The sequence below is a fragment of the Anaerocaecibacter muris genome (assembly GCF_943192945.1).
Lineage (GTDB): Bacteria > Bacillota > Clostridia > Christensenellales > Pumilibacteraceae > Anaerocaecibacter > Anaerocaecibacter muris.
This window is the reverse complement of the sequence record NZ_CALPCE010000004.1, coordinates 222,651-245,957: the sequence shown is the minus strand read 5'-3', so window position 1 is coordinate 245,957 and position 23,307 is coordinate 222,651. Positions and strand designations below refer to the sequence as shown.

Here is a 23,307-nt window from a genome sequence, read left to right as displayed (position 1 = left end):
ACGGCACATGCGCCATGGTATAATATATAGGAAAGAAATGCTTATACCCCCATCATTCCGAGCCTGTCGAGGAATCCGGGCGAACCGCCGCAGAACGGTACAGCATTATTACTAAATATCCCCGCGCGCGGTTAATTGTAAATTACTACATTCGGGTCTAAAATCAATTTCAAATTAGGGCAGTTTTTAAACGCGCGCGCCACCGCTTTGACCTTTTCGGTATAGCCGCCGACAGGTACTTGCTGTATTTTTTCCCCGATTATATTCCCGCCCTCGGCAGCTAAATATGTAACAGTCACCGTTTGAGTTGCGACAGAATTGTTTTGCGTGGGTTGTGTCGCGCCGTCTTGCGGCAAGCCGTTTTCGGGCGGACGCCCCGCATTGTCGTTTGAGTTATCGGGAAAACCGACAGACGCGTCGGGCAAGGCCCCGTCGTTTACAGTCGGGTCTAACGGTTTATCGTTCGTTTCGTCAACGGGTTCGTCGCACAATACGTCGTTATTGCCGTCTATATCTTCGGGCACGGACGAAATAACGTCTTTCGGCACAGCGGTATATGCAGGTTGAGGCGCGGCGCAAGCCGTTAAAAACGCGGAGCAAAAAACAATCAACGCCGATATTATCGCCGATATTTTTAACCGAATTTTCATAGTGCCCTCCTTTTGCGACGTTACGCCCACCGCCGACTATTCGCCGCGAATACTCGCTGTCGGAACGTACCGACGGACTATATCGAGGTAACGCGACATAACAACGCGTTGCGGCGGCGTGAGCCGTTTTGACGGCACGGTGTCGCGCATGACGAAACTTTGCAAAAAGTATTTGTCCGCGCCCGCTATCATTTTTGCCGCGCCCGCTATGCTCGTTTCGTCAAACAGCTCCGTTACGACGGTCGTGCGGAATTCGTAAGACACGCCCGACTTCATAATTATGTCTATCGATCTTTCTATCGGCGTAACGTCAAACCTGTCGTAAGGCAGTCCGACCGTTTCGGCATAACGTTCGGGCGAGTTTTTTATATCCATGGCGATATAGTCCAAAAGCCCGTCGGCGATAAGCGCGTTTAGTCTGTCGGGCAAAAACCCGTTTGTGTCCAGCTTGACAAGATAGCCGAGCCGCTTGACGTCCGCGATAAACCTATCGAGGTCGGTATAAATAGTCGGTTCGCCGCCTGTAATGCACACGCCTTCCAGCACGCCCGCGCGCTTTTTTAAAAACGCAAAAATTTCCGCCTCGTCGTAAAACTCGACGTTGTCGAGCAACAGTTCGCTGTTGTGGCAGAACGGACAGCGAAAATTGCAGTTGGGCACGAACAGCGTGCACGCCGTGTGTTCGGGGAAGTCCAACAGCGTAAGTTTTTGTATGCCGCTTATCTTTATGTATTTATCCACAGTATTTCGCCTTTATATGTTTGTGGATTGATTATACTAAATTATATCGGGTTTGTCAATTATGTTGCGCCGCGCACGCCGTTTTGAGCATGCGGATCAGCTTCATCCGCGAAAGCGCGGGCATGTCGGCGCTTATAAGACAGTAATCGTCGAACGCGCGACACGCCGAATAGTGCGGTTCGTGCTCGAAATAGTGACAGTCGGCATACTGCGGCAGGGCGTGGACAAGCGGAGGTTTTTTGATCGAATATCCCGCCGCGCGCAATTCCGCTATCTTGCCCGCCGCCTTGGTCAGCGCGTAAGTCGCCGCGTCGCCCTCGGTCGGCGGGGCGACGCAGTCGAGGTTTGCCGCAAGCGCGTCGAGGTTTTTGCGCGCGCGCGCCGTCAGTTTATCGGACACCGAACGTTGTTGCAACCACAACGCCGCGTCGAAGTTGTTTATACGGTAGTCGTGGTTTTCGTGCGAAGTGTACTTGACGCGCGAAAACTCCCACGCCGCGGGGCGATCCTCGCCGCAAACTATCGCGCCGCCGCCGCCCGTAAGGCGCTTGTCGCAACATATAACGCCGTAGTCGCCGTTGCCGCCGCACGGTCTGCCCTTGTACTCGCCGCCGACCGCGTCGCAACACAGCTCTATAAGCGGCGCGCTCCACGCCTTGCACAGCGGCGCGATCACGTCGAAGTCCGCGATTGATCCGAACGCGTTATCTACAACGACGGCGCGGGGCGGCTTGCCTTGAAGTTCCGACCAAACGAGCGCCGTTTCCAACGCCGCCGCGGACACGCAACGCGTATTGGGGTCGCAGTCCAAAAACACGGGCACCGCGCCCGCATACACGACCGTCGCGATGTAAGAATAAAACGTGAACGTCGGAACAAACACGTAGTCGCCGCTGTCCACGCCGCACAGCTTTAACGCAGTATGTAACGCCGCGTCCGCGGACGCCGTCGCCGCAACGCTTTTTCCGTAAACGGCTGACAGTTCGTCCTCCAACCGCGTCGCGTAATCGGCGCGCGAAAGCGCGCCCAGCACCGCGCCCGCCGCCTCTCCGTTTCTGTCTATGAATAACATATTTATAGTATGTCGTGTATTTCTTTATAAAATACGCGCGCAACGCGGCGGAACGGTTGCAACTTTATGCCGAGTTATGATAAAATGTCCGCAAAGGAGTTATCGCGTTTTGAGTTTCGCTCTGTCGTTTTTATGCGGTCAATCGACTTTCTCCCCCGCGCTGTACTATGCGTTTGTCGCGGCGGTGTACGGTATTATCGCCGTAATTTTCGCGTTCGTTTTGATATTCGGTCTGCGCGCAAAGCGCAACGTCAAGCGCGAAAAGGTTACAAGCATGCCCGACGGGTTTTCGCCGCTCGACGTCAAGCGCATATTTATAGGCAAAACCTATCCGCAACGCCTTACCCGCGCGCTAATTGCGTACTGGGGCGAACGCGGGTATATCAAAGTAAAGCAGTTGAGCCGCAACACCGTGCGCATAATCAAACTCAAAGACATGCCCAAACACGACAGCGACGACGCGCTGTTTTTCGACCGCGGAACTTACGTGCGCGAAAACGCCCTGTTTCAACTTTTAATAAAACGCACGCGCAACGGCAAACCCGTTAATCTAAACCGCGCCATTTTTACAAAAGACGACGCGAGCCTCATGCGCGACTACGCCGTGCGCGAGGACGAGGGCGTGTATTCCGCCAAGCATTACACGCTGAAAATCGTGACGATTGCGCTGTGTATTTTTGCCGCGCTGTTGGCGCAGGTTTACAAAGTGATTGCCGCGCCCGAAAACTTTATAGGCATTGTGGGCGTGGGGTTTGCATGTATCGGTCTTGCGGTGCTGATGTTCGTTAAAGAAATGCCTATCGTTTTTAAAACAATCTGGTGCGGCGGGTGGCTTGCGGGCTCGACCGTCGCCATGTGCGCGGGAATTTCGTGGACGCACGACCCGCTCGGCTTGTCTGTTACCGCAATCGCGCTTTTGTACGTCGGTCCGCTGTTCTTGGTTCGGTTTGTGGACTACCGCGAAAAGAACAACCTATCCGACTATTCCGACCTTGTCAACTATCGCAGATTTTTACTGTTTGCGCCCGCCGCCGAACTGCGCTCGCTCGATTATTACGCGGCGTTGCCTTTACTGTACGCGTTCCGCATTAAACGGCTTGTCGCGCACAAGTTCGGCGAACAGCCCTTGCCCGATTGGTACGTCAACGAAACGGGCAAAAAGGGGGTGTTGCTGTAATGAATATTGCCGCTTACGTAATTTGCGCACTGCTCGCCTTTGCGACGATCGTCTTTCCGATCGGCGCGATTATCGCGGGCAAAATAAAACTGCGCCGCGCCTTAAAACCGATAGAATACTACCCGCCGCGCGGCTTTTCGCCCATTGACGTGCTAATAGAATATTACGGATTCCGCGCGAACACGCACGCTCTGTTAAACCCGTTAATGCTGTACTGGGCGGACTGCGGATTCATCACCATAGAAGAAGACTGCAAGCGCGGGCTTAAACTTACCAAACTGCGCGACATAAAACAAAATGCCGACAGGGACAGCCGATATTTCGAACTTAAAATCGACGAAATAGGCAAGCTCAAAGACATCGACTTTGAAGCGGAAAAAACTCTGTTCGACGCGATCTTTTCGGAGGGCGACGTTTTTTATACGCTCGCGGCGCGAAGTGTATATCTCGATCGCAATAAAGAGTTTATCAATTCGTGCAAGACCAACGCGCTGACCGTCAAGTCGAAAACGTCCAAAAAACTGTCGATAGCGGCGTTTTTACTCGCTTTTCTGTCCGCCGTCATATCGACGTTGACTATCGGCGTTGCGTCGAACGGCGGCGGAATTTTTGGCGTCATGCTGTTCCCTATTATCGGAATGATTGCGTTCCGCTTCATACCCAACGAATCCGGCATGATTACCGCAATCAAAGTTCCGTTTTTCGCCGTGTGGGGCGGCGCGCCGCTGTGCGTCGTACTCGCGCTTATTCCATGGCATTACGCCGTGACGCTCGCCGTTGTAGTCATTTGTTCGGCTGTGACTATAATCTTGCTTGCCGACAGAATTGATATACGCGACGACAAGCACATCGAACTCTACGGGCGTATCGACGCGTTTAAAACTTTTCTTATCGACGCGGAAGCGGACAGAATAAACACGCTTGTCGAGGAAAACCCCAATTACTATTACGACGTTTTGCCGTACTGCTATATCCTTAAAATTACCGACAAGCTGAAAACCAAGTTCGACAGAATCGCGCTCGACGGTCCGAGCTGGTACCTCGGCGACCTGCGCGACACGCTTATGTTTTAAGCCGCTCGGCATAATTTTTTGCCGCGGCAATAGCCGCCGCATAAGTCCGCAAAATAAACAGATTGCGCGTAAATTTTATTCGATATTTAATTGCGATTTTTTTGCGCAATCGCTTGACATGCGGCGCGGACGGTTATATACTGAATAAGTATTTAAAGTCTTTCTTTGGGGCGGGGTGCGATTCCCCACCGGCAGTAAAAGTCTGCGAAGGTTGACACAAGCGGCGCGGAATACGGCGCGTCACGGCAAACGTTATCCGAATTTAGGAACGATTGCGCGCTTGCGGTAAACCCCGAACGGGTGAAATTCCCGTACCGACGGTATAGTCCGGATGTTAAAAGAAATTCTACGTTTATCGTAATTTTCGCCCCGATTGTTCGGGGCGTTTTGTTTTCGGAGAACGACTTTAAAAATAAATTTAAAGGAGTTTTTTCCATGGACAACAATCAACCCACCGCCGCCGCTCCCGCGCAATCGCAGTCGCACGCGGGCGGCAACTATTTCAGCTCGACGCGCGTCGCGTTTATAGCGATGTTCGCAACGCTCGCGGGCGTACTGTACATACTCAACTTTTCCATGCCGTTCGCGTTTCCGAGCTTTCTCGAATTCAAGCTGTCGGATATTCCCATTCTAATCGGCTCGTTCACGCTCGGACCCGCCGCGGGCGCGATAATAACGGTAGTGGAAATACTGTTAAAGCTGGTCGTAAAAGGCACTTCGACAATGTTTGTCGGCGAGCTGTCCGACCTCGTAACGTCGTGCGCATTCGCCGTGACCGCAGGGCTTATATACAGCAAACACCGCTCGTTCAAAGGCGCGCTCGTCGCCATGGCTATCGGCACGGTGACGGAAGTAACGGTCGCGATACTGTTTAACTGGCTCGTGCTCGTGCCGTTCTACATCGAATTCTTTTTCGGCGGGAACTGGGCGCCGCTTATCGGCATGATGACCCCGCTGTTCCCGAGCTGCACGCAAGAAACGTTTTATAATTTTTATCTTTGGGCGTCCGTCCTGCCGTTCAATCTATTGCGCTGTCTTGTCGCAATACTCGTAACGTTGCCCATTTACAAACGCATTTCCCGCCTTATAAACGGCGTCAATCACAAAATTTACGGCAAGCAGAACGGCGACGAAAAAACCGCAACCAAAGTGAATATCGTCGCGATTTCCGTCGGCGTTGCCGTAATACTGCTTTTAACGCTGTTCGCACTTTTGCGCTACTTCGTGTTTTAACAGTCTATTTTAGGCAAACCCCCGGTAGCAATCCACTGCGCTAATCTCGTCACTTTCAGAACGTAAAAGTCAAGCAATATTTATCGCTTGACTTTTTTTGCGCAATCGCGCTAACGTTAGATTATAGTGTTATTATTGCCGTGTTTGTATTTAATGCTTATTTTATTTTGACTTCGCTTTGAGTTCTCGCGGATTCGTATATCGCGTCGAGGATTTTCATCAACCATACGCCGTCGGCGGCGGTCGCTTTGATTTGCGCTTTGCCTTCTACCGCCGATATAAAGGCGTGTATTTCGTCGGAATATTCCGTGCCCGCAAAGCGCGTCGGGGTTGCGAACGTTATGTCGGCAAGACGGTTTAAAACTTCGCCGTGATAAACAAGGTCGGGGTTAATCGTAATTCCGCCCTTATCGCCCAAGACTTGAACGCGGCGGCTCTCCTCGCCGATATTGAGGCTGTAACTCGTTTCCACGTTTAAAATCATTCCGTTATCGAAACGAATTGTCGCCGTTGCCAAGTCCTCGACGTCGCAAACGCCGCTACCGCGCTCGTCCGCTTCATCCGAAAGCAAGTAATTGGGCTTATCGTGAAGCTGATGTCTGTCGCCCAATTTGACAAACGTCGCGCCGTACACCGCAACGGGCAGAGGATTGCCCGCTATGTACCTTACCAAATCGATAACGTGAACGCCGAGGTCTATCATAGGTCCGCCGCCCGACAGTTTTTTATCCGAAAACCAGCCGCGCGGATTGCCGTTGCGCCGCAAATACTCCGCCTTTGCATAGTATATATCGCCCAGCATGCCGTTTTCGACCAACTCCCTTGCGAGCACAGCGTCCTTGCCGAACCGCCGGACAAAGCCCAACGCGAGCTTTACGTTTTTCTTTTCCGCGGCGAGTTTTAATTTTTCGGCTTCCTCCGCCGACATAGCCATGGGCTTTTCGCAAAACACGTGGCAACCGTTTTCCACAGCCGCAAGCCCCGCGGGAACGTGCGCGTTGTTCCAAGTGCAAACGCTGACAACGTCTATTTCGGGACAGGCTTTAAACATTTGATTGTAATCGGTATAAAGTCTTGTTATGCCGTATTTTTCGCCTTTTGCTTTTAACGTTTTCTCGTTGATGTCGCAAAATGCGTACAGTTCGCAACGCGGGTCGGACAGATAGCCGTCAATGTGCACGCCGGATATTCCGCCGACGCCTATAATCGCAACTTTAAGTTTTTTCATATTATGCCTCTTTATAGTTTGGATAGTTGTTCTCTTAAAAAGTCTGCCGCCGCCGATATATCCTTTGCGGGGGTGTCGCCGCACTCGCGTTCGATAACAAGATAACCGGTGTATCCTATATCCTTTAACGCTTTTAAATAATTATCCCAGTCAACATTGCCCTTACCGAGCGGCTTTTCCGCAATACTGCTTTTCCAGTCGCCCTGCGGCAAGTCGTAATAACGCGCGCAATACAGCGTGCGAGTATCCACCTGTTTAAGCTGTATTCCGTCTTTTGCGTGCGTATGCACAATATAATCTTTAAGAGTGTGCACCGCTTTTACGGGGTCGTCGCCCGCGCACATCACAAGGTTGGCGGGGTCGAGATTGACCGAAACGCCCGTACTGTTAAGCCCGTCCAAAAACTCTTTGAGCAGATCCGCTTTTTCCGGTCCCGTTTCTACCGCAAAATGTCCGTTCACCGAATCGGCGAACTCGGCGAGTTCTCGGCACACCTCGTGCATGCTTTCATACTGACGGCAATTACGGTCGTTCGGCACAACGCCTATATGCGTGGTGACGATATTAGTGCCCAGTTCTTGGGCTATCTCCATAATGCGCTTTTCTTTGTCTATCGCCGCGCGATCTTTGGTGTAATACATATCGCAACCGATGTCGCCGCACAACGCCGAAACTTTTATACCCTCGCCGTCGATCATCTTGCCTATTTCTTTAATCTGCGTCGCCGTCATGCCTATGTTCAAGTTAGCATTGTCCGCGTACATTTGCACGCCGCTCAACTTTAACGCCGATATTTGCTTGATAGCCTCGCAAAGCGGTTTGCGGAAACTGTCCGCTATTGCTCCTATTTTCATTTTTACCTCCGATTACGCCGCAATGTCCTGCGGCGTACTTGATATACGCATGATAACAAAAACGGATAGCCTGCGTCTACCCGTTTTTCCATAACAATATGTCATAACTTAATATATTGACCGTCGCGCGCGAATTGTTTGCACTCGACTCAATCCCCGCTTGATTTCACTATACTGCCGAATTTCTTTAAAGCTCTGTAATACGTGTTTAAACTCTCGAACCCGCATTGCGCCGCGACCTCGGTAATTTTGAGCGCGCCGTTATTTATCGTCTGCGACTTGCTTATGCGCACGCTGTTTATATAGTCGTGCAAGCTCATGCCCACATACTTGCCGAACAACGCCGAAAAATAATTGGGCGCGTATCCGAAATGCGCGGATATGGACGCGAGACTTATGCTTTCCGAAAAATGCTCGTCGATATACGATAATATCTGTACGCACCGGCTATTGTGTTTTTCACGCGGTCTTGTACACGCACAGTTGTTTTCTATCAGTCCGATAAGGTATGTAGCAAAGCCCAACGTTATAGAGGGGTTGCGCCACACGTTGTTTTTGTGCGCCATGCTTACAAACTCGATTATCTCGTCCGCGCCGTGCATCGGCTGAATAAACTTCGGGAACGTCATTTTTCCGTGCGAGTTGCGAAACTCGGCAAGAAACTGCCGAGAAATGACAATGACATAAACCGCGGAATTTTCGCCGCTTTTATAGCTGTGAACGTCATAACTGTCGGACACGGCTATCTCGCCCGCACGGATTGTCTTTTCCTCGCCGCTTATTCGCGCATGAAATTCGCCTTTTACGCATATCACAATTTCCATACTGTCGTGATAGTGCGGAAACGTGACGTTGTGCTCGTCGTAAGAAAAGTATAAATGTTTGGCTTTGTCCGCGGCAAGCTCGTATACGGGCGTTTGATTTTCCATAACTTTAATATACAGTAACGAGTGCGTTTTGTCAATACTTACGGCCACACGTAGTCGCAAATTATTATCAGCGCAACGCGACATTATAATTATCGCGCGACAATCTCACAGCATTGACCGTTATCAATCGTTGTTTTGACTTTGTTTTCCCGCAACACAAAAACCCGCTATCGTAAAGCGGGTCTTGTTGTTTTATTGTATTTAACGAATTACACCAATTCGATAAGCGCTTCTTCCGCGCCGTCGCCTCTGCGCGCGCCGAGCTTCAACACGCGGGTATAGCCGCCGCTGCTGTTGTTGTCGCGGTTGCGCTGGGAATAACGGATAGCGTACACGTTGAATATTTTTTCGATCAACGGGTGGCGAATATCCTTGGTGCGTTCGCGGAACGCGACAGCCGTTTCGTCGGCTTTGCGCGTTTCGGGCGGGTCGTACACCATAGCCATAATTTTACGGCGCGCGGCAAGGCGTTTTTCGCCGTCGAGTATGGTTTCGACCTCTATCTTTTTGCCCTTTTTGTCCACGGACGTCTTAACTTCTTTTTTGACGTCGAGAACGGTATCGACTGCGAGCTGGATAATTTTATCCGCAAGCCGCGACACCTCTTTCGCGCGCGCGTGCGTCGTCGTGATTTTTTCGTTCCACAACAATGCCGTCACCTGATTGCGCAGGAGCGCTGCGCGCTGATCCGTGGGGAGGGAAAGTTTTCTCTGTTCCATAATTGATTATGTTCTCCTATCTTTTACCGAGTGTCGTTTGCGACGGCTGTCGCGGCTCGCGTTTCGGTTCGGTCGAGTCCGAACCGGAGTTCAGTCCGCAACGGCGCGTCGGGTGCATTTTAGTCTTCCGCCGCTTTGAGGTCGAGTCCGAACCCGCGCAGTTTGGCTATAACTTCGTCAAGCGATTTTCTGCCGAGGTTTCTGACTTTGAGCATGTCCTCTTCGGTCTTGCGCGTGAGGTCGGCAACGGTGTGTATGCCCGCGCGTTTCAAGCAGTTATAGCTGCGCACGGACAAGTCCATTTCCTCGATATTCATTTCGAGTACTTTTGCCTGACGGTCTTCCGATCTCGATACGAGTATGTCCATGCCGGAAATCGTGTCGGACAGCGCAACGAACAGTTTTACGTGGTCTTCGAGCGCTTTTGCCGCAAGGCTCAACACGTCCTTCGCGGATAGCGATCCGTCGGTCTTGACGTTGAGCGTGAGCTTGTCGAAGTCCATGGACTGCCCGACGCGCGTCGGCTCCACCGAATACGACGCAAACTTGACGGGCGTGAATATCGCATCGATCGGGATATATCCGATCGGGCGGGACGGGTCTTTAAGCTCGTCCGCAACGACATAGCCTCTGCCCTTGCCGACGTACAGCGTCATATCGAGCTTGGCGCCCTCGTCGAGCGTGCAGATATACAAGTCCGGATTGAGCACGTCGATTTCGGGATCGACGTCGATGTCCGCAGCCGTGACGATACCGGCGTTGCTCTTTTGGATATGCAATTCCTTGACGAGCGCTTTGTCGGTATAGTTCGCTTTAAGATTGAGCGATTTAAGATTGAGGATAATTTCGGTAACATCCTCTTTAACGCCCTTGACGGTCGAGAACTCGTGATCGACGCCTTCTATCATAATGCCTATGACCGCGGCGCCGGGAAGGTTGGACAAAAGCACTCTCCGAAGCGCGTTACCGAGCGTGTGTCCGTAACCGCGATCGAGCGGCTCCACGACAAACTTGCCTGTGCGGTAACTGTCGGTTTCCTCCATTGTGATTCTCGGCATTTCGATTTCCATCATGGCTGATTACTCCTTATTACTTGGAATACAACTCGACGATGAGCTGCTCGTTGATATTGAGGTCTATGTCGTCGCGCTTGGGATTGTCCACTATCTTGCCGATAAAGTTTTCGGTGTCGAACGTGACCCACTTGGGCATGACTATCTTCGCGCCGCGAAGCTCTTTGAACATAGCGTTGTCGCGGCTGGTTTCTCTTATGGAAATTTCGTCGCCGAGCTTGACTTGATAGGACGGAATATCGACGCGCTTGCCGTTTACCAAAATATGCCCGTGGTTGACTATCTGCCGCGACATTTTGCGCGACGCGCCTATGCCCATACGGAACACGACGTTATCCAACCGCTTTTCGAGCATCGCGAGCATGTTCTCGCCGGTAACGCCCTTTTGCGCTTCCGCCTTTTCGTAGTAAGCTCTGAACTGTTTTTCAAGCACGCCGTAAGCGCGTTTGACCTTTTGTTTTTCGCGGAGCTGCATATTGTACTCGCTGTTTTTACGACGGGTAACCGCATGCGCGCCGGGGGGAACCGGACGACGCTCCATTGCGCACTTTTTGGATACGCAACGCTCGCCTTTGAGGAACAACTTTTGTCCTTCGCGGCGGCACTGTCTGCAATCTGCACAAATATTTCTTGCCATATTAAATTCTCTCCTTACACGCGTCTACGTTTGGGCGGTCTGCATCCGTTATGCGGTATAGGCGACACGTCGTTGATTTCGGTTACCTGCAAGCCCACTACTTCCATGGCGCGGATAGCCGATTCTCTGCCCGATCCCGGTCCTTTTACAAACACTTTGACCGAACGCAAGCCATGCTCCATAGCCTTGCGCGCGGCTTCTTCCGCCGCCATCTGCGCGGCGTAAGGCGTGGATTTACGCGAACCGCGGAATTTAAGCGCGCCCGCCGAGCATGCCGCAATAGCGTTGCCCTGCTCGTCCGTAAACGTGACGATCGTGTTGTTGAACGACGCGTGGATATGGACGCAGCCTTTATCGATATTTTTGGTAATCTTCTTTTTGCTCGAAGTTTTCTTGACTGCCATGGCTTAACGCTCCTTCTTCTTACTGCGCGAAACGGTGCGCTTCGGACCCTTGCGGGTGCGCGCGTTCTGCTTGGTGTTCTGTCCGCGAACGGGCAGGTTTTTACGATGCCTGACGCCGCGGTAGCAGCCTATGTCTTTAAGACGTTTGATGTTGAGTTCGACTTCGCGGTGGAGGTCGCCTTCCGTCTTGATATTTTTGTCGATATAAGTACGGAGCGCGTTTTCCTGCTCGCCGGTCAGGTCTTTTACGCGAACGTTCGGGTCGATGCCCGTCGCTTCCAGAATTTTATTCGCCGTGGGACGTCCGATACCGAAGATATAGGTCAAGCCGATTTCGATACGTTTTTCCTTGGGCAAATCGATACCTGCAATTCTTGCCACTTTTTTGACTCCTTAATGGTTTTGTAAATTGGTTGTTTATTTGTTCGCGCCGCCCGTCTGCGTGTGGAATGTCGCGCAATCGGGAACGCGGTTATTTTTGTCGTTTATAGTGAAATCCGACGATGAATACGCATACAAGCCGACGAAGAGTGTTGAGCCGCAATAGATTGCAAGGAATTTTCCGGCAAGAACAAGGCAATCCGACGATGTCGTAGCAGAGCTACGTCGAGGAGGATTAACGCCGTTGTTGCCGAAAATTACCGCAAGATATGCGGCGACAACGCGCGACGGCGGCTATTAGCCTTGGCGCTGTTTGTGGCTCGGATTCTTACTGCAAATAACCATCACTTTGCCGTGACGGCGAATAACCTTGCATTTGTCGCACATGGGTTTTACAGACGATCTGACTTTCATGTTGTTCTCCTTAACTCGGCTCGGCGCTTGTTTCCGACCCGACGGTGGTGATTTATTGTGTTTATCGGTTTGTCTTGCTCATGCGGCGCGCCGCGTGAGCCAAAGTCAACCTGTGAGTTGCGACGTTGCGCGGCGTTTCGGGTACTCGACCCGATCAAGCCCGACGTTTGTCGCAGTGTCGCGCGATCTTTACGCGCTCACGATTTGCTTCGGAAAGTTATTATGCCTTTGGTAATATCATAGGGCGAGATCGCCACTTTTACTCTGTCGCCCAACAACACTTTAATGTAGTTGACGCGCATCTTGCCCGCTATCGTGCAAAGCACAGTTGCGCCGTTATCGAGCTTGACTTTGAATTTGGTCCCGGGCAAGCACTCTTCGACGGTGCCTTCGGTTTCGATATTGTCACTTCTCGGCATACACCCTCCTGTCCGAAATGAATTGTTTTATACGCTTTTTGAGCGTTGCGTTCGTCGGGTCGGTTATGCCGCTTTGAGCCGCGACCCGTAAATGCCTTTTGCGTTTGAGTTTGGGATTTTCCATGCCGCGCGACTTGCCGTCGGCTATCAGCACGAAGTTTTCGCCCGCTTGCGCCACGACTATGAACGGTTTGCCCGTATCGTGTCCCGCAAGACTTATCACTATATCGCCGATTTGCATACAAACCTCGTTTACAGTGTCAATATTTCGGGCGCGCCGTCGGTGATTATCACCGTGTTTTCGTAATGCGCCGCGTTGCTTCCGTCCGCCGTGCGCACCGTCCACCCGTCGCGCTCGATGTACACCCGCCAATCGCCCGATGTTATCATCGGTTCGACGCAGATACACAGTCCCGATTTGAGCGGCGCGCCGGTGTTGCGCTTGCCGAAGTTGGGAACCTCGGGCGGCTCGTGCATTTTGTGCCCGATCCCGTGTCCCGTCAGCGCGCGCACGACGCCGTACCCGTTAAGCTCCGAATACAACTGCACCGCGCTCGACACGTCGCCGACCTTGTTGCCGGCTTTGGCATACTCCATGCCCGCCTCGAACGCCGACTTCGCCGCGGCGATTAACGCCAGATTTTTCGGCGATACGTTCCCGACGGGGAACGTTCGCGCCGCGTCGCCCTGATATCCGTTTAAAAGTGCGGTAATGTCAACAGACACTATATCGCCGTCCTTTACCGTCCGAAGCGACGGAATTCCGTGGACGACTACGTCGTTTACCGATATGCACGACGCGTTGGGATAGCCTTGAAAGCCTTTGCTCGACGGCGTTGCGCCGTAACTGCGTATCACTTCCTCCACGACCGCGTCGATTTCCAGAGTGGTTACGCCGACTTTGATAAACTTTTCCGCCGCGTCGAGCGCCGCTTTGACCACGCGGCTCGCCGCGCGCATGCCCTCGCGGTCACGCTCGGTCTTGACTATCATTTGATCGCCGCCTCGATAGCTTTGTTTACGTCCTCTATCGATTGCATGCCGTCGATATTTTTGAGCTTGCCCGCCGCTTTGTAGTACTCTACCAACGGCGCGGTGTTCTCCGCATATACCTTTAATCTGTTTTCCACAACCTCGCGTTTGTCGTCGTCGCGGATTACAAGGCTGTCGCCGCAAACTTTGCATTTGCCGTCGGGCGCGTCCTGCACGCTCGTCGTGTACCCGCATTTAAGACACACTCTGCGGCTTGCCATTCTGTCGGCGAGCTTGTTCAAATCGGTTTCGAGGTTGATCGCCGCGTCGATTTCGGTTATCTTGCCGAGTTCGTCGGCCTGCGCCTTGTTGCGCGGGAATCCGTCGAGCAAAAACCCGTTCTTGCAGTCCGCCTGCTCGATCCTGTTCTTTAACAGCGCGATTACCAGTGTGTCGGGAACGAGCTTGCCCGCGTCCATGTACGCTTTGGCTTGCTTGCCCAGTTCCGTTCCGTCCGCTATGTTTTTACGAAGCAGGTCGCCCGTCGATATGTGCGGAAGGCTGTGCGCTTTGCATATCAGCGCCGCTTGCGTGCCCTTGCCGCTACCCGGCGCGCCCATGATGATTAAATTCATGTTTCTCCTTTTCCCTACTTCTTTTGAAAAAGAAGTAGGCAAGAAAACTTTAAGTGTGTGTGTTGATAGGTTGGTTGTGCTTTGCCGTTTTTCCGCTTTATCTGTTTGCACAGGTGTAAGCAAGAAAACTTTATGCGTTGTGTTGGTAGGTTGGTTTTGCTTTATTGTTTTTCCGCTTTATCTGTTTGCACAGGTGTAAGCAAGAAAACTTTAAGTGTGTGAATTGATAGGTTTGTTGTGCTTTGCCGTTTTTCCGCTTTATCTGTTTGTACAGATGTAGGCAAGAAAACTTTATGTGTGTGTGTTGGTGGGTTGGTTGAGTTGAACTAATATTGAATAACGCTATTTTACAAGCCGACGGAGAGTGTCGAGCCGCAATAGATTACGAGGAATTTTCGAGCGAGAACAAGGCAATCCGACGAAGTTGTAGCAGCGCTACATCGAGGAGGATTAACGCAGTTATCGCCGAAAATTACCGTTAGATATGCGGCGACAACGCGCGAAGTCGGCTAACGTAGCCCGTATCCGACGATGAATACGCAAAATTTATTTCAAGAAGCCTTTATATTGCTTCATCATCAACTGACTCTGCAACTGCTTATTGAATTCCAGCGCGACCGATACGACAATCAGCATACCTGTCGCGGAGAACGCATTGACCAAGGTCGGCTCTTTCAGCACTGCCGCGAACACTACCGACGGCACAAGCGCGATAAACGCGAGGAATATTGCGCCGAACAATGTCAAGCGTTTTGATATTCTCGCAAGGTACTCGGTTGTCGGTTTGCCGGGGCGAATACCGTTTATAAATCCGCCGTACTGTTGGATATTGCGCGAAATGTCTTCCGGATTGAATTCTATCTGCGCATAGAAGTACGAGAAGAACAAAATGAGTAGCGCGACAAGTATCGCATATATCCAGCTACCCGCGCCCAACCACGTCTGCCACCAAGCGTAAAACCCGCTGTTAGGCGCGACTAATTGCGCTATCATTTGCGGAAATGTTATTAACGCCGTCGCAAATATAATAGGCATAACGCCGCTTGCGTTGAGCTTAATGGGGATAAATGTGCTTTGTCCGCCGTACTGCTTTCTGCCTTTAATCTGCTTGGCGTACTGGACGGGCACTCGGCGTTCCGCAAGGTCTACAAACACTATGAGCAAGAACACCGCTATGACCATGATTGCGAAGCCGACAAGCTCCCAAATCGCCATTTGTCCTTCCGTGCCTCCGCCGACAACGGTTTCGAATTTAGAAACGATTGCTATACCCGCCGAAGCGATAATACCGACGAAGATCAAAAGGCTTATGCCGTTGCCGATACCGTAGTCGGTTATGCGCTCGCCCAACCACATTGTGAGCATCGATCCCATAACCATGAGCACGCATACGAACATGCCGATAAGCCAAGGCTGGTTCATGGGTCCGAAGACTTCGGTGGACAGCGCGCCGCTCGTGCGAGCGTAAGATACGGTTACGCCAATCGCCTGCGCGAGCGCAAGCGCGATTGTTATATACCGCGTTATTTGCGTTATTTTACGCTTTCCGTCGTCGCCCTGCTTTTGGTATTCCTGCAAGCGCGGGATAGCGACCGTCAACAACTGCAAAATAATGGACGCATTGATATACGGCGTTATGCCGATAGCGAACAACGCGCCGTTTTCAAGCGCGCTACCCGTAATACCGTTGAGCAAGCCCAACAGTCCGTCCGTCGTGTTGCTGCTGAACGCCGTGGGGTTAATACCGGGGATAGGTATCCAGCAACCCAGTCGATAAATAAAGAGGAGCGCAAGCGTTATCAATAACTTTCTGCGCACATCCTTATTCTTGAAAGCGTTTTTAAGCGTTTCAAACATTTAAATGACCTCTACCGTGCCGCCCGCTTTTTCTATTTTCTCTTTAGCGGAAGCGGTGAACTTCGCCGCCTTGACGGTCAGTTTCTTGGTAATTTCGCCGTCGCCGAGCACTTTAAGCCCGTATGCTTCGACCTTTTTGACGATACCCGTTTCGACGAGCAACTTCAAGTCCACGACGGTGCCGTCGTCGAACGTGTTGAGCTTGTCGATATTGATAACGGAAAATTCCTTTTGGAATTTGTTGTTGAAACCGCGTTTGGGCAGTCTGCGCATGAGCGTGATCTGTCCGCCCTCGAATCCGGGACGAACGCCGCCGCCGCTACGCGCCCACTGTCCTTTATGACCTTTGCCGGACGTTTTGCCCAAGCCCGATCCGATACCGCGACCCAAGCGTTTCGCTTTCGTGCGCGATCCGTCTGCCGGCATAAGTGCGTGCATTTTCATGTTAAGCCTCCGTTACGGTCACCAAATGACTGACCGTTCTTATCATACCGCGCATGGCGGGATTATCTTCCACCGTTACGGTTTGGTGGAGTTTTTTAAGCCCCAACGCTTCGACGGTACGCTGTTGTTTTTCCAAACGTCCCGCCGCGCTCTTTACGAGCGTGACGTTGAGCTTTTTGTTTTCGGTTTTTTCAGCTTTCTTTGCCATTTTGTTTCTCCGATTTTTAATTCGGAATTCTGCATCGTGAATTCGGAATTATTACCAATTATATATATAGTCAGTACGCGCGCTTTGTTTTGCCGATATTGCGTATTCCACATGTCGGTCTGACTGTCGCGACGCGTAATCGCGGCAAACGCAAACGTCCGTTCGCCTTTGCAACCGCTTAACCGAGGATTTCTTCGACGGTTTTGCCGCGTATAGCCGCAACTTCGTCCGCCGTTCTCAAGCCTTCGAGCGCTTTCATGGTCGCTTTTACGACGTTGATGGGGTTGCGCGATCCGTAGCATTTGGTCGTGATGTTGTTTACGCCGCAAAGCTCCAACACCGCGCGAACGCTGCCGCCGGCGATAACGCCCTTACCTTCGGGAGCGGGACGGAGCAGAACTTTACTGCAAGAGAACTCGCCGACCGTTTCGTGCGGGATAGCCGTGCCGTTGAGCGATATTTTTTTCATATCGCGGCGCGCCGCCTGTTCCGCCTTTTTGATGGCTTCGGGAACTTCGGTGGCTTTACCCATGCCGATGCCCACTCTGCCCTTGCCGTCGCCTGCGACGACGAGCGCGGCAAAACTGCTGTTGCGACCGCCTTTAACGACCTTGCTGACTCTGCGCGTAGTGACGAGCTTGGTTTTAATCCCGTCGTCAACGACGTCTTTATCTCTTTTCTTTCTGAATTCTTCGCGTGCCATGATCGACTCCTAAAATTTAAGTCCCGCAGCGCGTGCCGCGTCGGCAAGAGCTTTTACTCTGCCCGTGTACAGATATCCGCCGCGGTCGAAAACCACTTCGGTAATGCCGTTCTTTTTCGCTTTTGCGGCGACGTCGCCGCCGACGAACTCCGCCTGTTGCGTCTTGGTCTTGCCGTCGAGGTTTGCGCCCTTGACAAGAGTGCTGCTGCTGCAAAGCGTAACGCCTTTGACGTCGTCGATAACCTGTGCGTAAATGTGGCTGGTCGAGCGATACACCGCAAGACGGGGACGCGCGGCAGTGCCTTTCAAGTCGTGACGCAGGCGCGCATGGCGTTTGGCGCGAACTTTATTTTTATCTATCTTCTTAATCATTTGCCACTCTCCTATTTCTTGCCTGCGGTCTTTGCCTCTTTACGGAGGACAACCTCGGTGCTGTAATGCATACCGTAACCGTGATACGGCTCGACGGGGCGTTTAGCCTTGATCTGCGCCGCAACCTGTCCGACATATTCCTTGTTGATGCCGCTGACTACGATTTGCAACGGGTCGGGACAAGTAATGGTAATGCCTTCCGGTATGGTGTATTCTACGGGCTTGCTGTAACCGATGTTCATAACCAGCTTGTTGCCCGTGACCGCGCACTTGTAACCGACGCCCGAAACGATAACCGTTTTGGTGAACGCGGTCTGAACGCCCGCGACCATGTTGGCTATGAGCTGACGGTACAGACCGTGATAAGCGCGGGTCTGCTTTTCGTCGTTGGCGCGCTCGACGTTTACCACGCCCGCGCCGATAACGACGTTGATGTCCTTGCATTTGATGTCCTGTTTGAGTTCGCCGAGCTTGCCTTTAACGGTGACTACTCCGTTTTCAAACGCGACCGAAACTCCCGCGGGAACGTCGATATGTTTTCTGCCTATTCTCGACATTATCGGCCTCCTACCATACATAGGCGAGCACTTCGCCGCCTATTTTGAGCTCGCGCGCTTTCTTGTCGGTCATAACGCCGCGCGACGTGGAAATAATCGCAATCCCGTAACCGCCGAGAACCTTGGGAAGATCCTCGCAACCGCAGTATACGCGAAGTCCGGGTTTGGAAATGCGCTTCAAATTGGTGATGGCGTTTTTGTTGCCGCTGTATTTGAGCGCAATCTTGATATTGCTGTGCCCTTTATCCTCGACAACCTCGCACGCCGACACAAAGCCTTCGTTAACCAAAATGTCCGCAATGGACTTTTTCATCTTGGACGTGGGTATCAATACGGTTTCGTGCCGCGCCGTGATAGCGTTGCGAATTCTTGTGAGCAAATCCGCGATAGGATCTGTTGTAACCATAATTTATACCTCCTTACCAGCTCGACTTCTTTACGCCGGGGATTTCGCCCTTGTACGCAAGTTCACGAAAGCAAATTCTGCAAATGCCGTACTTTTTGAGAACGGAATGCGGACGGCCGCAGATACTGCAACGCGTATACGCGCGAGTGCTGTATTTAGGCGTTCTTTGCTGTTTGTTTATCATCGCTTTTTTAGCCATAATGTTCTCCTTAATTCTTAAAAGGCATACCGAGCTTGGTAAGCAATACCTTGGCTTCCTCATCGGTTTCGGCAGTCGTGACGACGTCAACGTCAAAGCCTCTGATCTTTTCGATAAGCTCGTATGAAATTTCGGGGAATATCGTTTGATCCTTTATGCCGAGCGCATAGTTGCCTCTGCCGTCAAACGACTTGCCCGATATGCCGCGGAAGTCGCGCACGCGCGGAAGCGCAATGGACACGAGCTTGTCAAAGAATTCGTATGCCATTTCGCCGCGAAGCGTAACTTTTATCGCTATGGACTGACCTTCGCGCAGTTTGAAGTTACTTACCGACTTTTTGGCTTTTACGAGCACGCTCTTTTGTCCCGCTATCGATTCGAGCTCCGCTTGCGCGAGCTGTATGCTCTTGGAATTGTCTTTTATGTCGCCGAGGCGCATATTGAGAACTATTTTGACAATCTTGGGGACTTGGTTGACGTTTTTATATCCGCGCTCTTTCATGAGCTGCGGCACGATTTCCGTCTTATACTTGTTGCGAAGACGGTAGCGCGCCGGATTGGTCGATTTTACGGGCTTGCCGCTTGCCGCGGGAGCCGCTTGCGCCTTGTCCTTGGCTTTGGTCGCTTTTTCTGCCATTACCGTAATACTCCTTACTCTGTTTTACCGTCCGAAGTTTCTTCGACGGGAACTTTATTCTCTTCCGCTTTTTTCGCCGCGGGCTTTTTTGCCGCGGGTTTCTTTGCGGGGGTCTTTGCCGCTTTTTCGGTTTTTTCCGCTTTTACTTCGGTCGCAGGTTCCGCGGCCTCGGTCGTCGCTTCTTTCGCCGGCTTTTTGGCTTTCTTTTCCGCTTTGTCGGCTTTCTTCTTGGTCTTTTCGGCTTTGAGCGCCGCGTCGAGACTGCCGCCGCACTTGGCGCAGATACGCGCGTTCTTGCCGTCGATTACCTGATGCCTAACGCGAACGCTCTTGCCGCAGGACGGGCAAAGTATTTGCACGTTACTGCTATCGATAGGAGCTTCCACCTTCTTTTTGCCGCCCTGCTCGGTAGCCGAACGAGGTTTGAGGTGATGCGTCGCCATGTTCACGCCCTCGACAAGTACTTTATTGGTTTTGGGATCGGTAGCGAGCACCTTGCCCGTTTTGCCCTTATCTTTGCCGGTCAAAACCTTTACGTTATCGCCTTTTCTGACATTAAGATTGTTCATCAGTCGATCCTCCGTTAAAGCACTTCGGGCGCCAAAGATATTATCTTTGTGAAGTCGCGGTCGCGCAGCTCGCGCGCTATCGGTCCGAATATACGGGTGCCGCGCGGCTGTTTTTGGTTGTCTATTATTACGGCGGCGTTGTCGTCGAAACGAATATGCGATCCGTCGGGACGGTTGACGCCCTGATGCGTGCGCACGATAACCGCTTTAACCACGTCGCCTTTTTTGACGGTGCCGCCCGGCTGCGCGGACTTTACCGACGCAGTGATTATATCGCCGATATTGCCGCTTCTGCGGAACGACCCGCCCATTACCTGTATACACATTATTTCTTTCGCGCCGGTGTTGTCGGCGACTTTAAGATACGATTGAGGTTGTATCATGATTCTCTCCTTACGCAGGCTTGCCGTTTATTGCAAGTCGCACTGCCCTTATTATTTGGCTTTCTCGACAATCTTGTTTACGCGCCAGCACTTGTCTTTGGAAATCGGGCGGGTTTCGATAATTTCCACTCTGTCGCCGACGCCGCATTCGTTGCTTTCGTCGTGCGCTTTAAAACGTTTGGTTCGCGTGACCGTCTTTTTGTAAAGCGGGTGCTTGTATTTTTCTACGACGGATACCACGACCGTCTTGTCCATTTTATCGGAAACGACGACGCCTTCGCGCGTCTTTCTTTCGTTGCGTTCGGTTGCCATTACTTCGCCTCCTTGTTCGCACGGAGCTCACGCTCTCTGATAACCGTCTTTACGCGCGCGATGTCGCGTCTTACGTTCTGTATTTGCAGGGGATTGGATAGCTGACCGGTCGCGTGAGAGAACCGAAGGTTGAACAGCTCGGTTTTGAGCGACTCCAACTTTTGCTGTAATTCGTCGTCCCTTAACTCATGAACTTTCTCTTTCATTATTCAACCTCCTTAACTTCTTCCGCGGCGGGCGCGGTTACGACCGCGTCCTCGTCGTCGGTATAGCCCGGTTCGCCTTTCTTGGCGATCTTGCAACGCACGGGCAGTTTGTACGACGCAAGCCGCAACGCTTCGCGCGCTATCGGCTCCGCCACGCCCGCCATTTCAAACATGACGGTGCCCGGCTTTACGACTGCCGCCCAGTATTCGGGCGCGCCTTTACCGCTACCCATACGGGTGTCGGCGGGCTTTTTGGAGTACGGCTTGTGCGGGAATATGCAGATCCATACTTTACCGCCGCGCTTGGTGTAACGCGTCATTGCGACACGCGCCGCCTCTATCTGATTGGACGTTATTCTGCCCGGATCCTCGCTGACGAGTGCAAATTCGCCGTAAGCAATCTTGTTGCCGCGGGTCGCTTTGCCCTTCATTCTGCCGCGCTGGACTCTGCGGTGCTTAACTTTGTTGGGACTTAACATTATTCGCCCTCCTTAAAATCGGCGGCAGGCGCGGCTTTGGGGGTTGCGCCGAGAACGTCGCCTTTGTAAATCCACACCTTAACGCCGAGCACGCCGAACGTGGTGCGCGCGATCGTATATCCGTAATCGATATCCGCGCGAAGCGTTTGCAGGGGGATGGAGCCTTCTTGGTAATGCTCGGCGCGCGCGATTTCCGCGCCGTCGAGTCGTCCGCCGACCATGACTTTTACGCCCTTCGCGCCCGCGTGCATCGCTTTGCTCATCGCCTGCTTCATCGTGCGGCGGAAGAACGCGCGTTTTTCGAGCTGCGCCGCTATGCTTTCGGCAAGCAGTTTGGCGTTAAGGTCGGGGTGCTTAACCTCGATGATATTGACGTATATCTTTTTGTCGCCGACAAGTTTTTCGAGGTTCTTTTTAAGCTCGTCGATACCGACATGCTTTTGCCCGATTATTTTGCCGGGGAACTGTGCGTGTATGGACACTTGCACTTTGCCCTGCGGACGTTCGATAACGACTTTGGAAATGCCGCAAGACTTGTATTTATTCTCGATATGCTCACGAATTTTGTGGTCCTCGATAAGATACGCCGCAAACTCCTGTTTGCCCGCATACCACTGCGAATTCCATTTTTCTATGACGCCGACGCGCAAACCGTGGGGATTGACTTTCTGACCCATGATTATTTGTCCTCCTTGGTGTCGAGAATGACGGTGATGTGGCTGGTGCGCTTTAAGATGTGGTGCGCTCTGCCCTTGCTGACGGGTTGGAAACGTTTGAGCGTGGGACCTTGATCCGCATACGCTTCCGCAACGTACAAATCGTCAACCGACAAGCCTTTGTTATGCTCGGCGTTCGCCGCCGCGGAATTGAGCGTTTTGAAAACCTGCTCGCATGCCGCTTTGGGCGTGGCTTGGAGTATAGCCATGGCTTCCGTTACCGACCGACCGCGAATAAGCGCGAGCACGATACGCACCTTGTCGGGCGATATTCTTACGTGCTTCGCCGTCGCGTAAGGACGTTTTTCGCGCCGCTCTTCCACTCTGGCGGCTTTTTCTTTCATTCTTTTAGCCATAAGTTATCTCCTTATCTGCCCTTGGTTTTGCTTTCGCCCGCGTGACCGAGGAAGGTGCGCGTGGGAGCGAACTCGCCCAGCTTGTGTCCGACCATGTCGGTCGTCACGTATACGGGCACGAACTTTTTGCCGTTGTGCACGGCAAAGGTAAGTCCAACAAACTGCGGGAATATAGTGGAAGCGCGCGACCACGTTTTGATGGGACGCTTATCCGCGACTTCCGTCATCGCCTCGACTTTTTTCATAAGTTTGGCGTCAACATAGTAACCTTTTTTTGTCGATCTTGACATAT

37 protein-coding genes and 1 riboswitch are annotated in these 23,307 nt (G+C 52.1%); of the genes, 4 read left to right on the top strand and 33 right to left on the bottom strand.

Annotation, left to right across the window (positions count from 1 at the left end; translation table 11 throughout):
- Nucleotides 1-131: 131 nt before the first annotated feature.
- From NFR57_RS05555 to NFR57_RS05545, 3 genes are read right to left on the bottom strand one after another with little or no spacing between them, the layout of a single operon-like run.
- Nucleotides 132-650 (bottom strand): hypothetical protein, encoded by a 519-nt coding sequence (locus NFR57_RS05555; RefSeq protein ID WP_251182844.1) that lies wholly within the window; start codon nt 648-650, stop codon nt 132-134.
- A gap of 36 nt (nt 651-686) precedes the next feature.
- Nucleotides 687-1,391, bottom strand: a complete 705-nt coding sequence (locus NFR57_RS05550; protein WP_251182843.1) for an anaerobic ribonucleoside-triphosphate reductase activating protein — start codon at nt 1,389-1,391, stop codon at nt 687-689.
- Between the two features lie 55 nt (nt 1,392-1,446).
- The gene (locus tag NFR57_RS05545; RefSeq protein ID WP_251182842.1) at nt 1,447-2,463 is read right to left on the bottom strand and encodes an aminotransferase class I/II-fold pyridoxal phosphate-dependent enzyme; all 1,017 of its coding nucleotides are present in this window, start codon (nt 2,461-2,463) and stop codon (nt 1,447-1,449) included.
- Between the two features lie 109 nt (nt 2,464-2,572).
- Here NFR57_RS05545 and NFR57_RS05540 point away from each other — a divergent pair, with 109 nt between their 5' ends.
- The 3 genes from NFR57_RS05540 (at nt 2,573) to NFR57_RS05530 (ending at nt 5,946) form a co-directional block, all read left to right on the top strand.
- Nucleotides 2,573-3,640, top strand: coding sequence for a DUF2207 domain-containing protein (locus NFR57_RS05540; RefSeq protein ID WP_251182841.1), 1,068 nt, complete (start codon nt 2,573-2,575; stop codon nt 3,638-3,640).
- Complete coding sequence (locus tag NFR57_RS05535; RefSeq protein WP_251182840.1) at nt 3,640-4,713, top strand: DUF2207 domain-containing protein; 1,074 nt, start codon at nt 3,640-3,642, stop codon at nt 4,711-4,713. The genes NFR57_RS05540 and NFR57_RS05535 overlap by 1 nt, the downstream gene beginning before the upstream one ends.
- 157 nt (nt 4,714-4,870) lie before the next feature.
- A riboswitch (FMN riboswitch) is annotated at nt 4,871-5,060 on the top strand.
- A gap of 88 nt (nt 5,061-5,148) precedes the next feature.
- The gene (locus NFR57_RS05530; RefSeq protein WP_251182839.1) at nt 5,149-5,946 is read left to right on the top strand and encodes an ECF transporter S component; all 798 of its coding nucleotides are present in this window, start codon (nt 5,149-5,151) and stop codon (nt 5,944-5,946) included.
- Between the two features lie 157 nt (nt 5,947-6,103).
- Here the strand turns inward: NFR57_RS05530 and NFR57_RS05525 are convergent, their stop codons facing one another.
- The 13 genes from NFR57_RS05525 to NFR57_RS05465 all read right to left on the bottom strand — a co-directional run bounded on the left by NFR57_RS05525 (nt 6,104) and on the right by NFR57_RS05465 (nt 14,611).
- The gene (locus tag NFR57_RS05525) at nt 6,104-7,174 is read right to left on the bottom strand and encodes a Gfo/Idh/MocA family protein (RefSeq protein WP_251182838.1); all 1,071 of its coding nucleotides are present in this window, start codon (nt 7,172-7,174) and stop codon (nt 6,104-6,106) included.
- Nucleotides 7,175-7,185: 11 nt separating this feature from the next.
- Nucleotides 7,186-8,028: a sugar phosphate isomerase/epimerase family protein gene (locus NFR57_RS05520; RefSeq protein ID WP_251182837.1), complete on the bottom strand. Its 843-nt coding sequence runs from the start codon at nt 8,026-8,028 to the stop codon at nt 7,186-7,188.
- Nucleotides 8,029-8,177: 149 nt separating this feature from the next.
- Nucleotides 8,178-8,957, bottom strand: coding sequence for an AraC family transcriptional regulator (locus tag NFR57_RS05515; protein WP_251182836.1), 780 nt, complete (start codon nt 8,955-8,957; stop codon nt 8,178-8,180).
- 209 nt (nt 8,958-9,166) lie between these two features.
- Entirely contained in the window at nt 9,167-9,676 is a 510-nt protein-coding gene (rplQ, locus tag NFR57_RS05510) for a 50S ribosomal protein L17 (RefSeq protein ID WP_251182835.1), read from the bottom strand.
- A 119-nt stretch (nt 9,677-9,795) separates the two neighbouring features.
- Nucleotides 9,796-10,749 carry a DNA-directed RNA polymerase subunit alpha gene (locus NFR57_RS05505; protein WP_251182834.1) on the bottom strand — a complete coding sequence of 318 codons (954 nt, stop codon included), beginning with the start codon at nt 10,747-10,749 and terminating at the stop codon, nt 9,796-9,798.
- A gap of 16 nt (nt 10,750-10,765) precedes the next feature.
- Nucleotides 10,766-11,386 carry a 30S ribosomal protein S4 gene (gene rpsD / locus NFR57_RS05500; protein ID WP_251182833.1) on the bottom strand — a complete coding sequence of 207 codons (621 nt, stop codon included), beginning with the start codon at nt 11,384-11,386 and terminating at the stop codon, nt 10,766-10,768.
- A 14-nt stretch (nt 11,387-11,400) separates the two neighbouring features.
- Nucleotides 11,401-11,790, bottom strand: coding sequence for a 30S ribosomal protein S11 (rpsK, locus tag NFR57_RS05495; RefSeq protein ID WP_251182832.1), 390 nt, complete (start codon nt 11,788-11,790; stop codon nt 11,401-11,403).
- 3 nt (nt 11,791-11,793) lie between these two features.
- Nucleotides 11,794-12,171, bottom strand: a complete 378-nt coding sequence (gene rpsM, locus NFR57_RS05490) for a 30S ribosomal protein S13 (RefSeq protein ID WP_251182831.1) — start codon at nt 12,169-12,171, stop codon at nt 11,794-11,796.
- Nucleotides 12,172-12,468: 297 nt separating this feature from the next.
- The gene (rpmJ, locus tag NFR57_RS05485) at nt 12,469-12,585 is read right to left on the bottom strand and encodes a 50S ribosomal protein L36 (RefSeq protein WP_251182830.1); all 117 of its coding nucleotides are present in this window, start codon (nt 12,583-12,585) and stop codon (nt 12,469-12,471) included.
- A gap of 197 nt (nt 12,586-12,782) precedes the next feature.
- Nucleotides 12,783-13,004, bottom strand: coding sequence for a translation initiation factor IF-1 (gene infA / locus NFR57_RS05480; protein WP_251182829.1), 222 nt, complete (start codon nt 13,002-13,004; stop codon nt 12,783-12,785).
- Complete coding sequence (locus tag NFR57_RS05475) at nt 12,991-13,245, bottom strand: KOW domain-containing RNA-binding protein (RefSeq protein ID WP_251182828.1); 255 nt, start codon at nt 13,243-13,245, stop codon at nt 12,991-12,993. The genes infA and NFR57_RS05475 overlap by 14 nt, the downstream gene beginning before the upstream one ends.
- A gap of 11 nt (nt 13,246-13,256) precedes the next feature.
- Nucleotides 13,257-13,997: a type I methionyl aminopeptidase gene (gene map / locus NFR57_RS05470; protein WP_251182827.1), complete on the bottom strand. Its 741-nt coding sequence runs from the start codon at nt 13,995-13,997 to the stop codon at nt 13,257-13,259.
- A complete protein-coding gene (locus tag NFR57_RS05465) occupies nt 13,994-14,611 on the bottom strand; it encodes an adenylate kinase (protein WP_251182826.1) in 618 nt (205 codons plus the stop codon). Before NFR57_RS05465 ends, map begins: the two co-directional genes overlap by 4 nt.
- On the opposite strand from NFR57_RS05465, the gene NFR57_RS05460 reads away from it, so the two are divergent.
- Nucleotides 14,595-14,810 (top strand): hypothetical protein, encoded by a 216-nt coding sequence (locus NFR57_RS05460; RefSeq protein WP_251182825.1) that lies wholly within the window; start codon nt 14,595-14,597, stop codon nt 14,808-14,810. The genes NFR57_RS05465 and NFR57_RS05460 overlap by 17 nt on opposite strands.
- Before the next feature lie 347 nt (nt 14,811-15,157).
- Here the strand turns inward: NFR57_RS05460 and secY are convergent, their stop codons facing one another.
- The 17 genes from secY to rpsS all read right to left on the bottom strand — a co-directional run bounded on the left by secY (nt 15,158) and on the right by rpsS (nt 23,305).
- The gene (gene secY / locus NFR57_RS05455; protein WP_251182824.1) at nt 15,158-16,468 is read right to left on the bottom strand and encodes a preprotein translocase subunit SecY; all 1,311 of its coding nucleotides are present in this window, start codon (nt 16,466-16,468) and stop codon (nt 15,158-15,160) included.
- Nucleotides 16,469-16,912 carry a 50S ribosomal protein L15 gene (gene rplO, locus NFR57_RS05450; RefSeq protein ID WP_251182823.1) on the bottom strand — a complete coding sequence of 148 codons (444 nt, stop codon included), beginning with the start codon at nt 16,910-16,912 and terminating at the stop codon, nt 16,469-16,471.
- 1 nt (nt 16,913) lies between these two features.
- On the bottom strand, nt 16,914-17,120 hold the full coding sequence (gene rpmD / locus NFR57_RS05445) for a 50S ribosomal protein L30 (protein WP_251182822.1): 207 nt from the start codon (nt 17,118-17,120) through the stop codon (nt 16,914-16,916).
- 178 nt (nt 17,121-17,298) lie between these two features.
- On the bottom strand, nt 17,299-17,823 hold the full coding sequence (gene rpsE / locus NFR57_RS05440) for a 30S ribosomal protein S5 (RefSeq protein WP_251182821.1): 525 nt from the start codon (nt 17,821-17,823) through the stop codon (nt 17,299-17,301).
- Nucleotides 17,824-17,832: 9 nt separating this feature from the next.
- Nucleotides 17,833-18,195 (bottom strand): 50S ribosomal protein L18, encoded by a 363-nt coding sequence (rplR, locus tag NFR57_RS05435; RefSeq protein ID WP_251182820.1) that lies wholly within the window; start codon nt 18,193-18,195, stop codon nt 17,833-17,835.
- An 11-nt stretch (nt 18,196-18,206) separates the two neighbouring features.
- Nucleotides 18,207-18,752: a 50S ribosomal protein L6 gene (gene rplF / locus NFR57_RS05430; protein ID WP_251182819.1), complete on the bottom strand. Its 546-nt coding sequence runs from the start codon at nt 18,750-18,752 to the stop codon at nt 18,207-18,209.
- A 10-nt stretch (nt 18,753-18,762) separates the two neighbouring features.
- On the bottom strand, nt 18,763-19,158 hold the full coding sequence (rpsH, locus tag NFR57_RS05425; protein ID WP_251182818.1) for a 30S ribosomal protein S8: 396 nt from the start codon (nt 19,156-19,158) through the stop codon (nt 18,763-18,765).
- A gap of 13 nt (nt 19,159-19,171) precedes the next feature.
- The gene (locus NFR57_RS05420; RefSeq protein WP_251182817.1) at nt 19,172-19,357 is read right to left on the bottom strand and encodes a type Z 30S ribosomal protein S14; all 186 of its coding nucleotides are present in this window, start codon (nt 19,355-19,357) and stop codon (nt 19,172-19,174) included.
- Between the two features lie 10 nt (nt 19,358-19,367).
- Nucleotides 19,368-19,994 carry a 50S ribosomal protein L5 gene (gene rplE / locus NFR57_RS05415; RefSeq protein WP_275557180.1) on the bottom strand — a complete coding sequence of 209 codons (627 nt, stop codon included), beginning with the start codon at nt 19,992-19,994 and terminating at the stop codon, nt 19,368-19,370.
- Between the two features lie 14 nt (nt 19,995-20,008).
- Nucleotides 20,009-20,563 carry a 50S ribosomal protein L24 gene (rplX, locus tag NFR57_RS08790; protein WP_338022269.1) on the bottom strand — a complete coding sequence of 185 codons (555 nt, stop codon included), beginning with the start codon at nt 20,561-20,563 and terminating at the stop codon, nt 20,009-20,011.
- A gap of 14 nt (nt 20,564-20,577) precedes the next feature.
- On the bottom strand, nt 20,578-20,946 hold the full coding sequence (gene rplN / locus NFR57_RS05405) for a 50S ribosomal protein L14 (protein ID WP_251182816.1): 369 nt from the start codon (nt 20,944-20,946) through the stop codon (nt 20,578-20,580).
- A gap of 51 nt (nt 20,947-20,997) precedes the next feature.
- Nucleotides 20,998-21,258 (bottom strand): 30S ribosomal protein S17, encoded by a 261-nt coding sequence (gene rpsQ / locus NFR57_RS05400; RefSeq protein WP_251182815.1) that lies wholly within the window; start codon nt 21,256-21,258, stop codon nt 20,998-21,000.
- Nucleotides 21,258-21,464 (bottom strand): 50S ribosomal protein L29, encoded by a 207-nt coding sequence (rpmC, locus tag NFR57_RS05395; RefSeq protein WP_251182814.1) that lies wholly within the window; start codon nt 21,462-21,464, stop codon nt 21,258-21,260. The genes rpsQ and rpmC overlap by 1 nt, the downstream gene beginning before the upstream one ends.
- A complete protein-coding gene (rplP, locus tag NFR57_RS05390) occupies nt 21,464-21,943 on the bottom strand; it encodes a 50S ribosomal protein L16 (RefSeq protein WP_251182813.1) in 480 nt (159 codons plus the stop codon). The genes rpmC and rplP overlap by 1 nt, the downstream gene beginning before the upstream one ends.
- Nucleotides 21,943-22,620 carry a 30S ribosomal protein S3 gene (gene rpsC, locus NFR57_RS05385; protein WP_251182812.1) on the bottom strand — a complete coding sequence of 226 codons (678 nt, stop codon included), beginning with the start codon at nt 22,618-22,620 and terminating at the stop codon, nt 21,943-21,945. The genes rplP and rpsC overlap by 1 nt, the downstream gene beginning before the upstream one ends.
- Before the next feature lie 2 nt (nt 22,621-22,622).
- Nucleotides 22,623-23,003, bottom strand: a complete 381-nt coding sequence (rplV, locus tag NFR57_RS05380; RefSeq protein WP_251182848.1) for a 50S ribosomal protein L22 — start codon at nt 23,001-23,003, stop codon at nt 22,623-22,625.
- 23 nt (nt 23,004-23,026) lie between these two features.
- Nucleotides 23,027-23,305 (bottom strand): 30S ribosomal protein S19, encoded by a 279-nt coding sequence (gene rpsS, locus NFR57_RS05375; protein ID WP_251182811.1) that lies wholly within the window; start codon nt 23,303-23,305, stop codon nt 23,027-23,029.
- Between the last annotated feature and the right edge of the window lie 2 nt (nt 23,306-23,307).

Coding starts and splice junctions, on each gene's coding strand:
- rpsH (WP_251182818.1), bottom strand. CDS start 19,158: ATGGTTACAACAGATCCTATCGCGGATTTGCTCACAAGAATTCGCAAC.
- NFR57_RS05465 (WP_251182826.1), bottom strand. CDS start 14,611: ATGAATTTAATCATCATGGGCGCGCCGGGTAGCGGCAAGGGCACGCAA.
- rplF (WP_251182819.1), bottom strand. CDS start 18,752: ATGTCGAGAATAGGCAGAAAACATATCGACGTTCCCGCGGGAGTTTCG.
- NFR57_RS05555 (WP_251182844.1), bottom strand. CDS start 650: ATGAAAATTCGGTTAAAAATATCGGCGATAATATCGGCGTTGATTGTT.
- NFR57_RS05530 (WP_251182839.1), top strand. CDS start 5,149: ATGGACAACAATCAACCCACCGCCGCCGCTCCCGCGCAATCGCAGTCG.
- NFR57_RS05460 (WP_251182825.1), top strand. CDS start 14,595: ATGATGATTAAATTCATGTTTCTCCTTTTCCCTACTTCTTTTGAAAAA.
- rplV (WP_251182848.1), bottom strand. CDS start 23,003: ATGAAAGAAAAAGCCGCCAGAGTGGAAGAGCGGCGCGAAAAACGTCCT.
- rpmJ (WP_251182830.1), bottom strand. CDS start 12,585: ATGAAAGTCAGATCGTCTGTAAAACCCATGTGCGACAAATGCAAGGTT.
- NFR57_RS05520 (WP_251182837.1), bottom strand. CDS start 8,028: ATGAAAATAGGAGCAATAGCGGACAGTTTCCGCAAACCGCTTTGCGAG.
- rplR (WP_251182820.1), bottom strand. CDS start 18,195: ATGATTAAGAAGATAGATAAAAATAAAGTTCGCGCCAAACGCCATGCG.
- rpsE (WP_251182821.1), bottom strand. CDS start 17,823: ATGGCACGCGAAGAATTCAGAAAGAAAAGAGATAAAGACGTCGTTGAC.
- rplN (WP_251182816.1), bottom strand. CDS start 20,946: ATGATACAACCTCAATCGTATCTTAAAGTCGCCGACAACACCGGCGCG.
- rpmD (WP_251182822.1), bottom strand. CDS start 17,120: ATGGCAAAGAAAGCTGAAAAAACCGAAAACAAAAAGCTCAACGTCACG.
- rpsS (WP_251182811.1), bottom strand. CDS start 23,305: ATGTCAAGATCGACAAAAAAAGGTTACTATGTTGACGCCAAACTTATG.
- rpsD (WP_251182833.1), bottom strand. CDS start 11,386: ATGGCAAGAAATATTTGTGCAGATTGCAGACAGTGCCGCCGCGAAGGA.
- rplQ (WP_251182835.1), bottom strand. CDS start 9,676: ATGGAACAGAGAAAACTTTCCCTCCCCACGGATCAGCGCGCAGCGCTC.
- rplP (WP_251182813.1), bottom strand. CDS start 21,943: ATGTTAAGTCCCAACAAAGTTAAGCACCGCAGAGTCCAGCGCGGCAGA.
- infA (WP_251182829.1), bottom strand. CDS start 13,004: ATGCCGAGAAGTGACAATATCGAAACCGAAGGCACCGTCGAAGAGTGC.
- rplO (WP_251182823.1), bottom strand. CDS start 16,912: ATGAAAATGCACGCACTTATGCCGGCAGACGGATCGCGCACGAAAGCG.
- NFR57_RS05420 (WP_251182817.1), bottom strand. CDS start 19,357: ATGGCTAAAAAAGCGATGATAAACAAACAGCAAAGAACGCCTAAATAC.
- NFR57_RS05475 (WP_251182828.1), bottom strand. CDS start 13,245: ATGCAAATCGGCGATATAGTGATAAGTCTTGCGGGACACGATACGGGC.
- NFR57_RS05515 (WP_251182836.1), bottom strand. CDS start 8,957: ATGGAAAATCAAACGCCCGTATACGAGCTTGCCGCGGACAAAGCCAAA.
- rplE (WP_275557180.1), bottom strand. CDS start 19,994: ATGGCAGAAAAAGCGACCAAAGCCAAGGACAAGGCGCAAGCGGCTCCC.
- map (WP_251182827.1), bottom strand. CDS start 13,997: ATGATAGTCAAGACCGAGCGTGACCGCGAGGGCATGCGCGCGGCGAGC.
- rplX (WP_338022269.1), bottom strand. CDS start 20,563: ATGAACAATCTTAATGTCAGAAAAGGCGATAACGTAAAGGTTTTGACC.
- rpsQ (WP_251182815.1), bottom strand. CDS start 21,258: ATGGCAACCGAACGCAACGAAAGAAAGACGCGCGAAGGCGTCGTCGTT.
- rpsC (WP_251182812.1), bottom strand. CDS start 22,620: ATGGGTCAGAAAGTCAATCCCCACGGTTTGCGCGTCGGCGTCATAGAA.
- secY (WP_251182824.1), bottom strand. CDS start 16,468: ATGTTTGAAACGCTTAAAAACGCTTTCAAGAATAAGGATGTGCGCAGA.
- NFR57_RS05545 (WP_251182842.1), bottom strand. CDS start 2,463: ATGTTATTCATAGACAGAAACGGAGAGGCGGCGGGCGCGGTGCTGGGC.
- NFR57_RS05525 (WP_251182838.1), bottom strand. CDS start 7,174: ATGAAAAAACTTAAAGTTGCGATTATAGGCGTCGGCGGAATATCCGGC.
- rpmC (WP_251182814.1), bottom strand. CDS start 21,464: ATGAAAGAGAAAGTTCATGAGTTAAGGGACGACGAATTACAGCAAAAG.
- NFR57_RS05535 (WP_251182840.1), top strand. CDS start 3,640: ATGAATATTGCCGCTTACGTAATTTGCGCACTGCTCGCCTTTGCGACG.
- NFR57_RS05505 (WP_251182834.1), bottom strand. CDS start 10,749: ATGATGGAAATCGAAATGCCGAGAATCACAATGGAGGAAACCGACAGT.
- rpsK (WP_251182832.1), bottom strand. CDS start 11,790: ATGGCAGTCAAGAAAACTTCGAGCAAAAAGAAGATTACCAAAAATATC.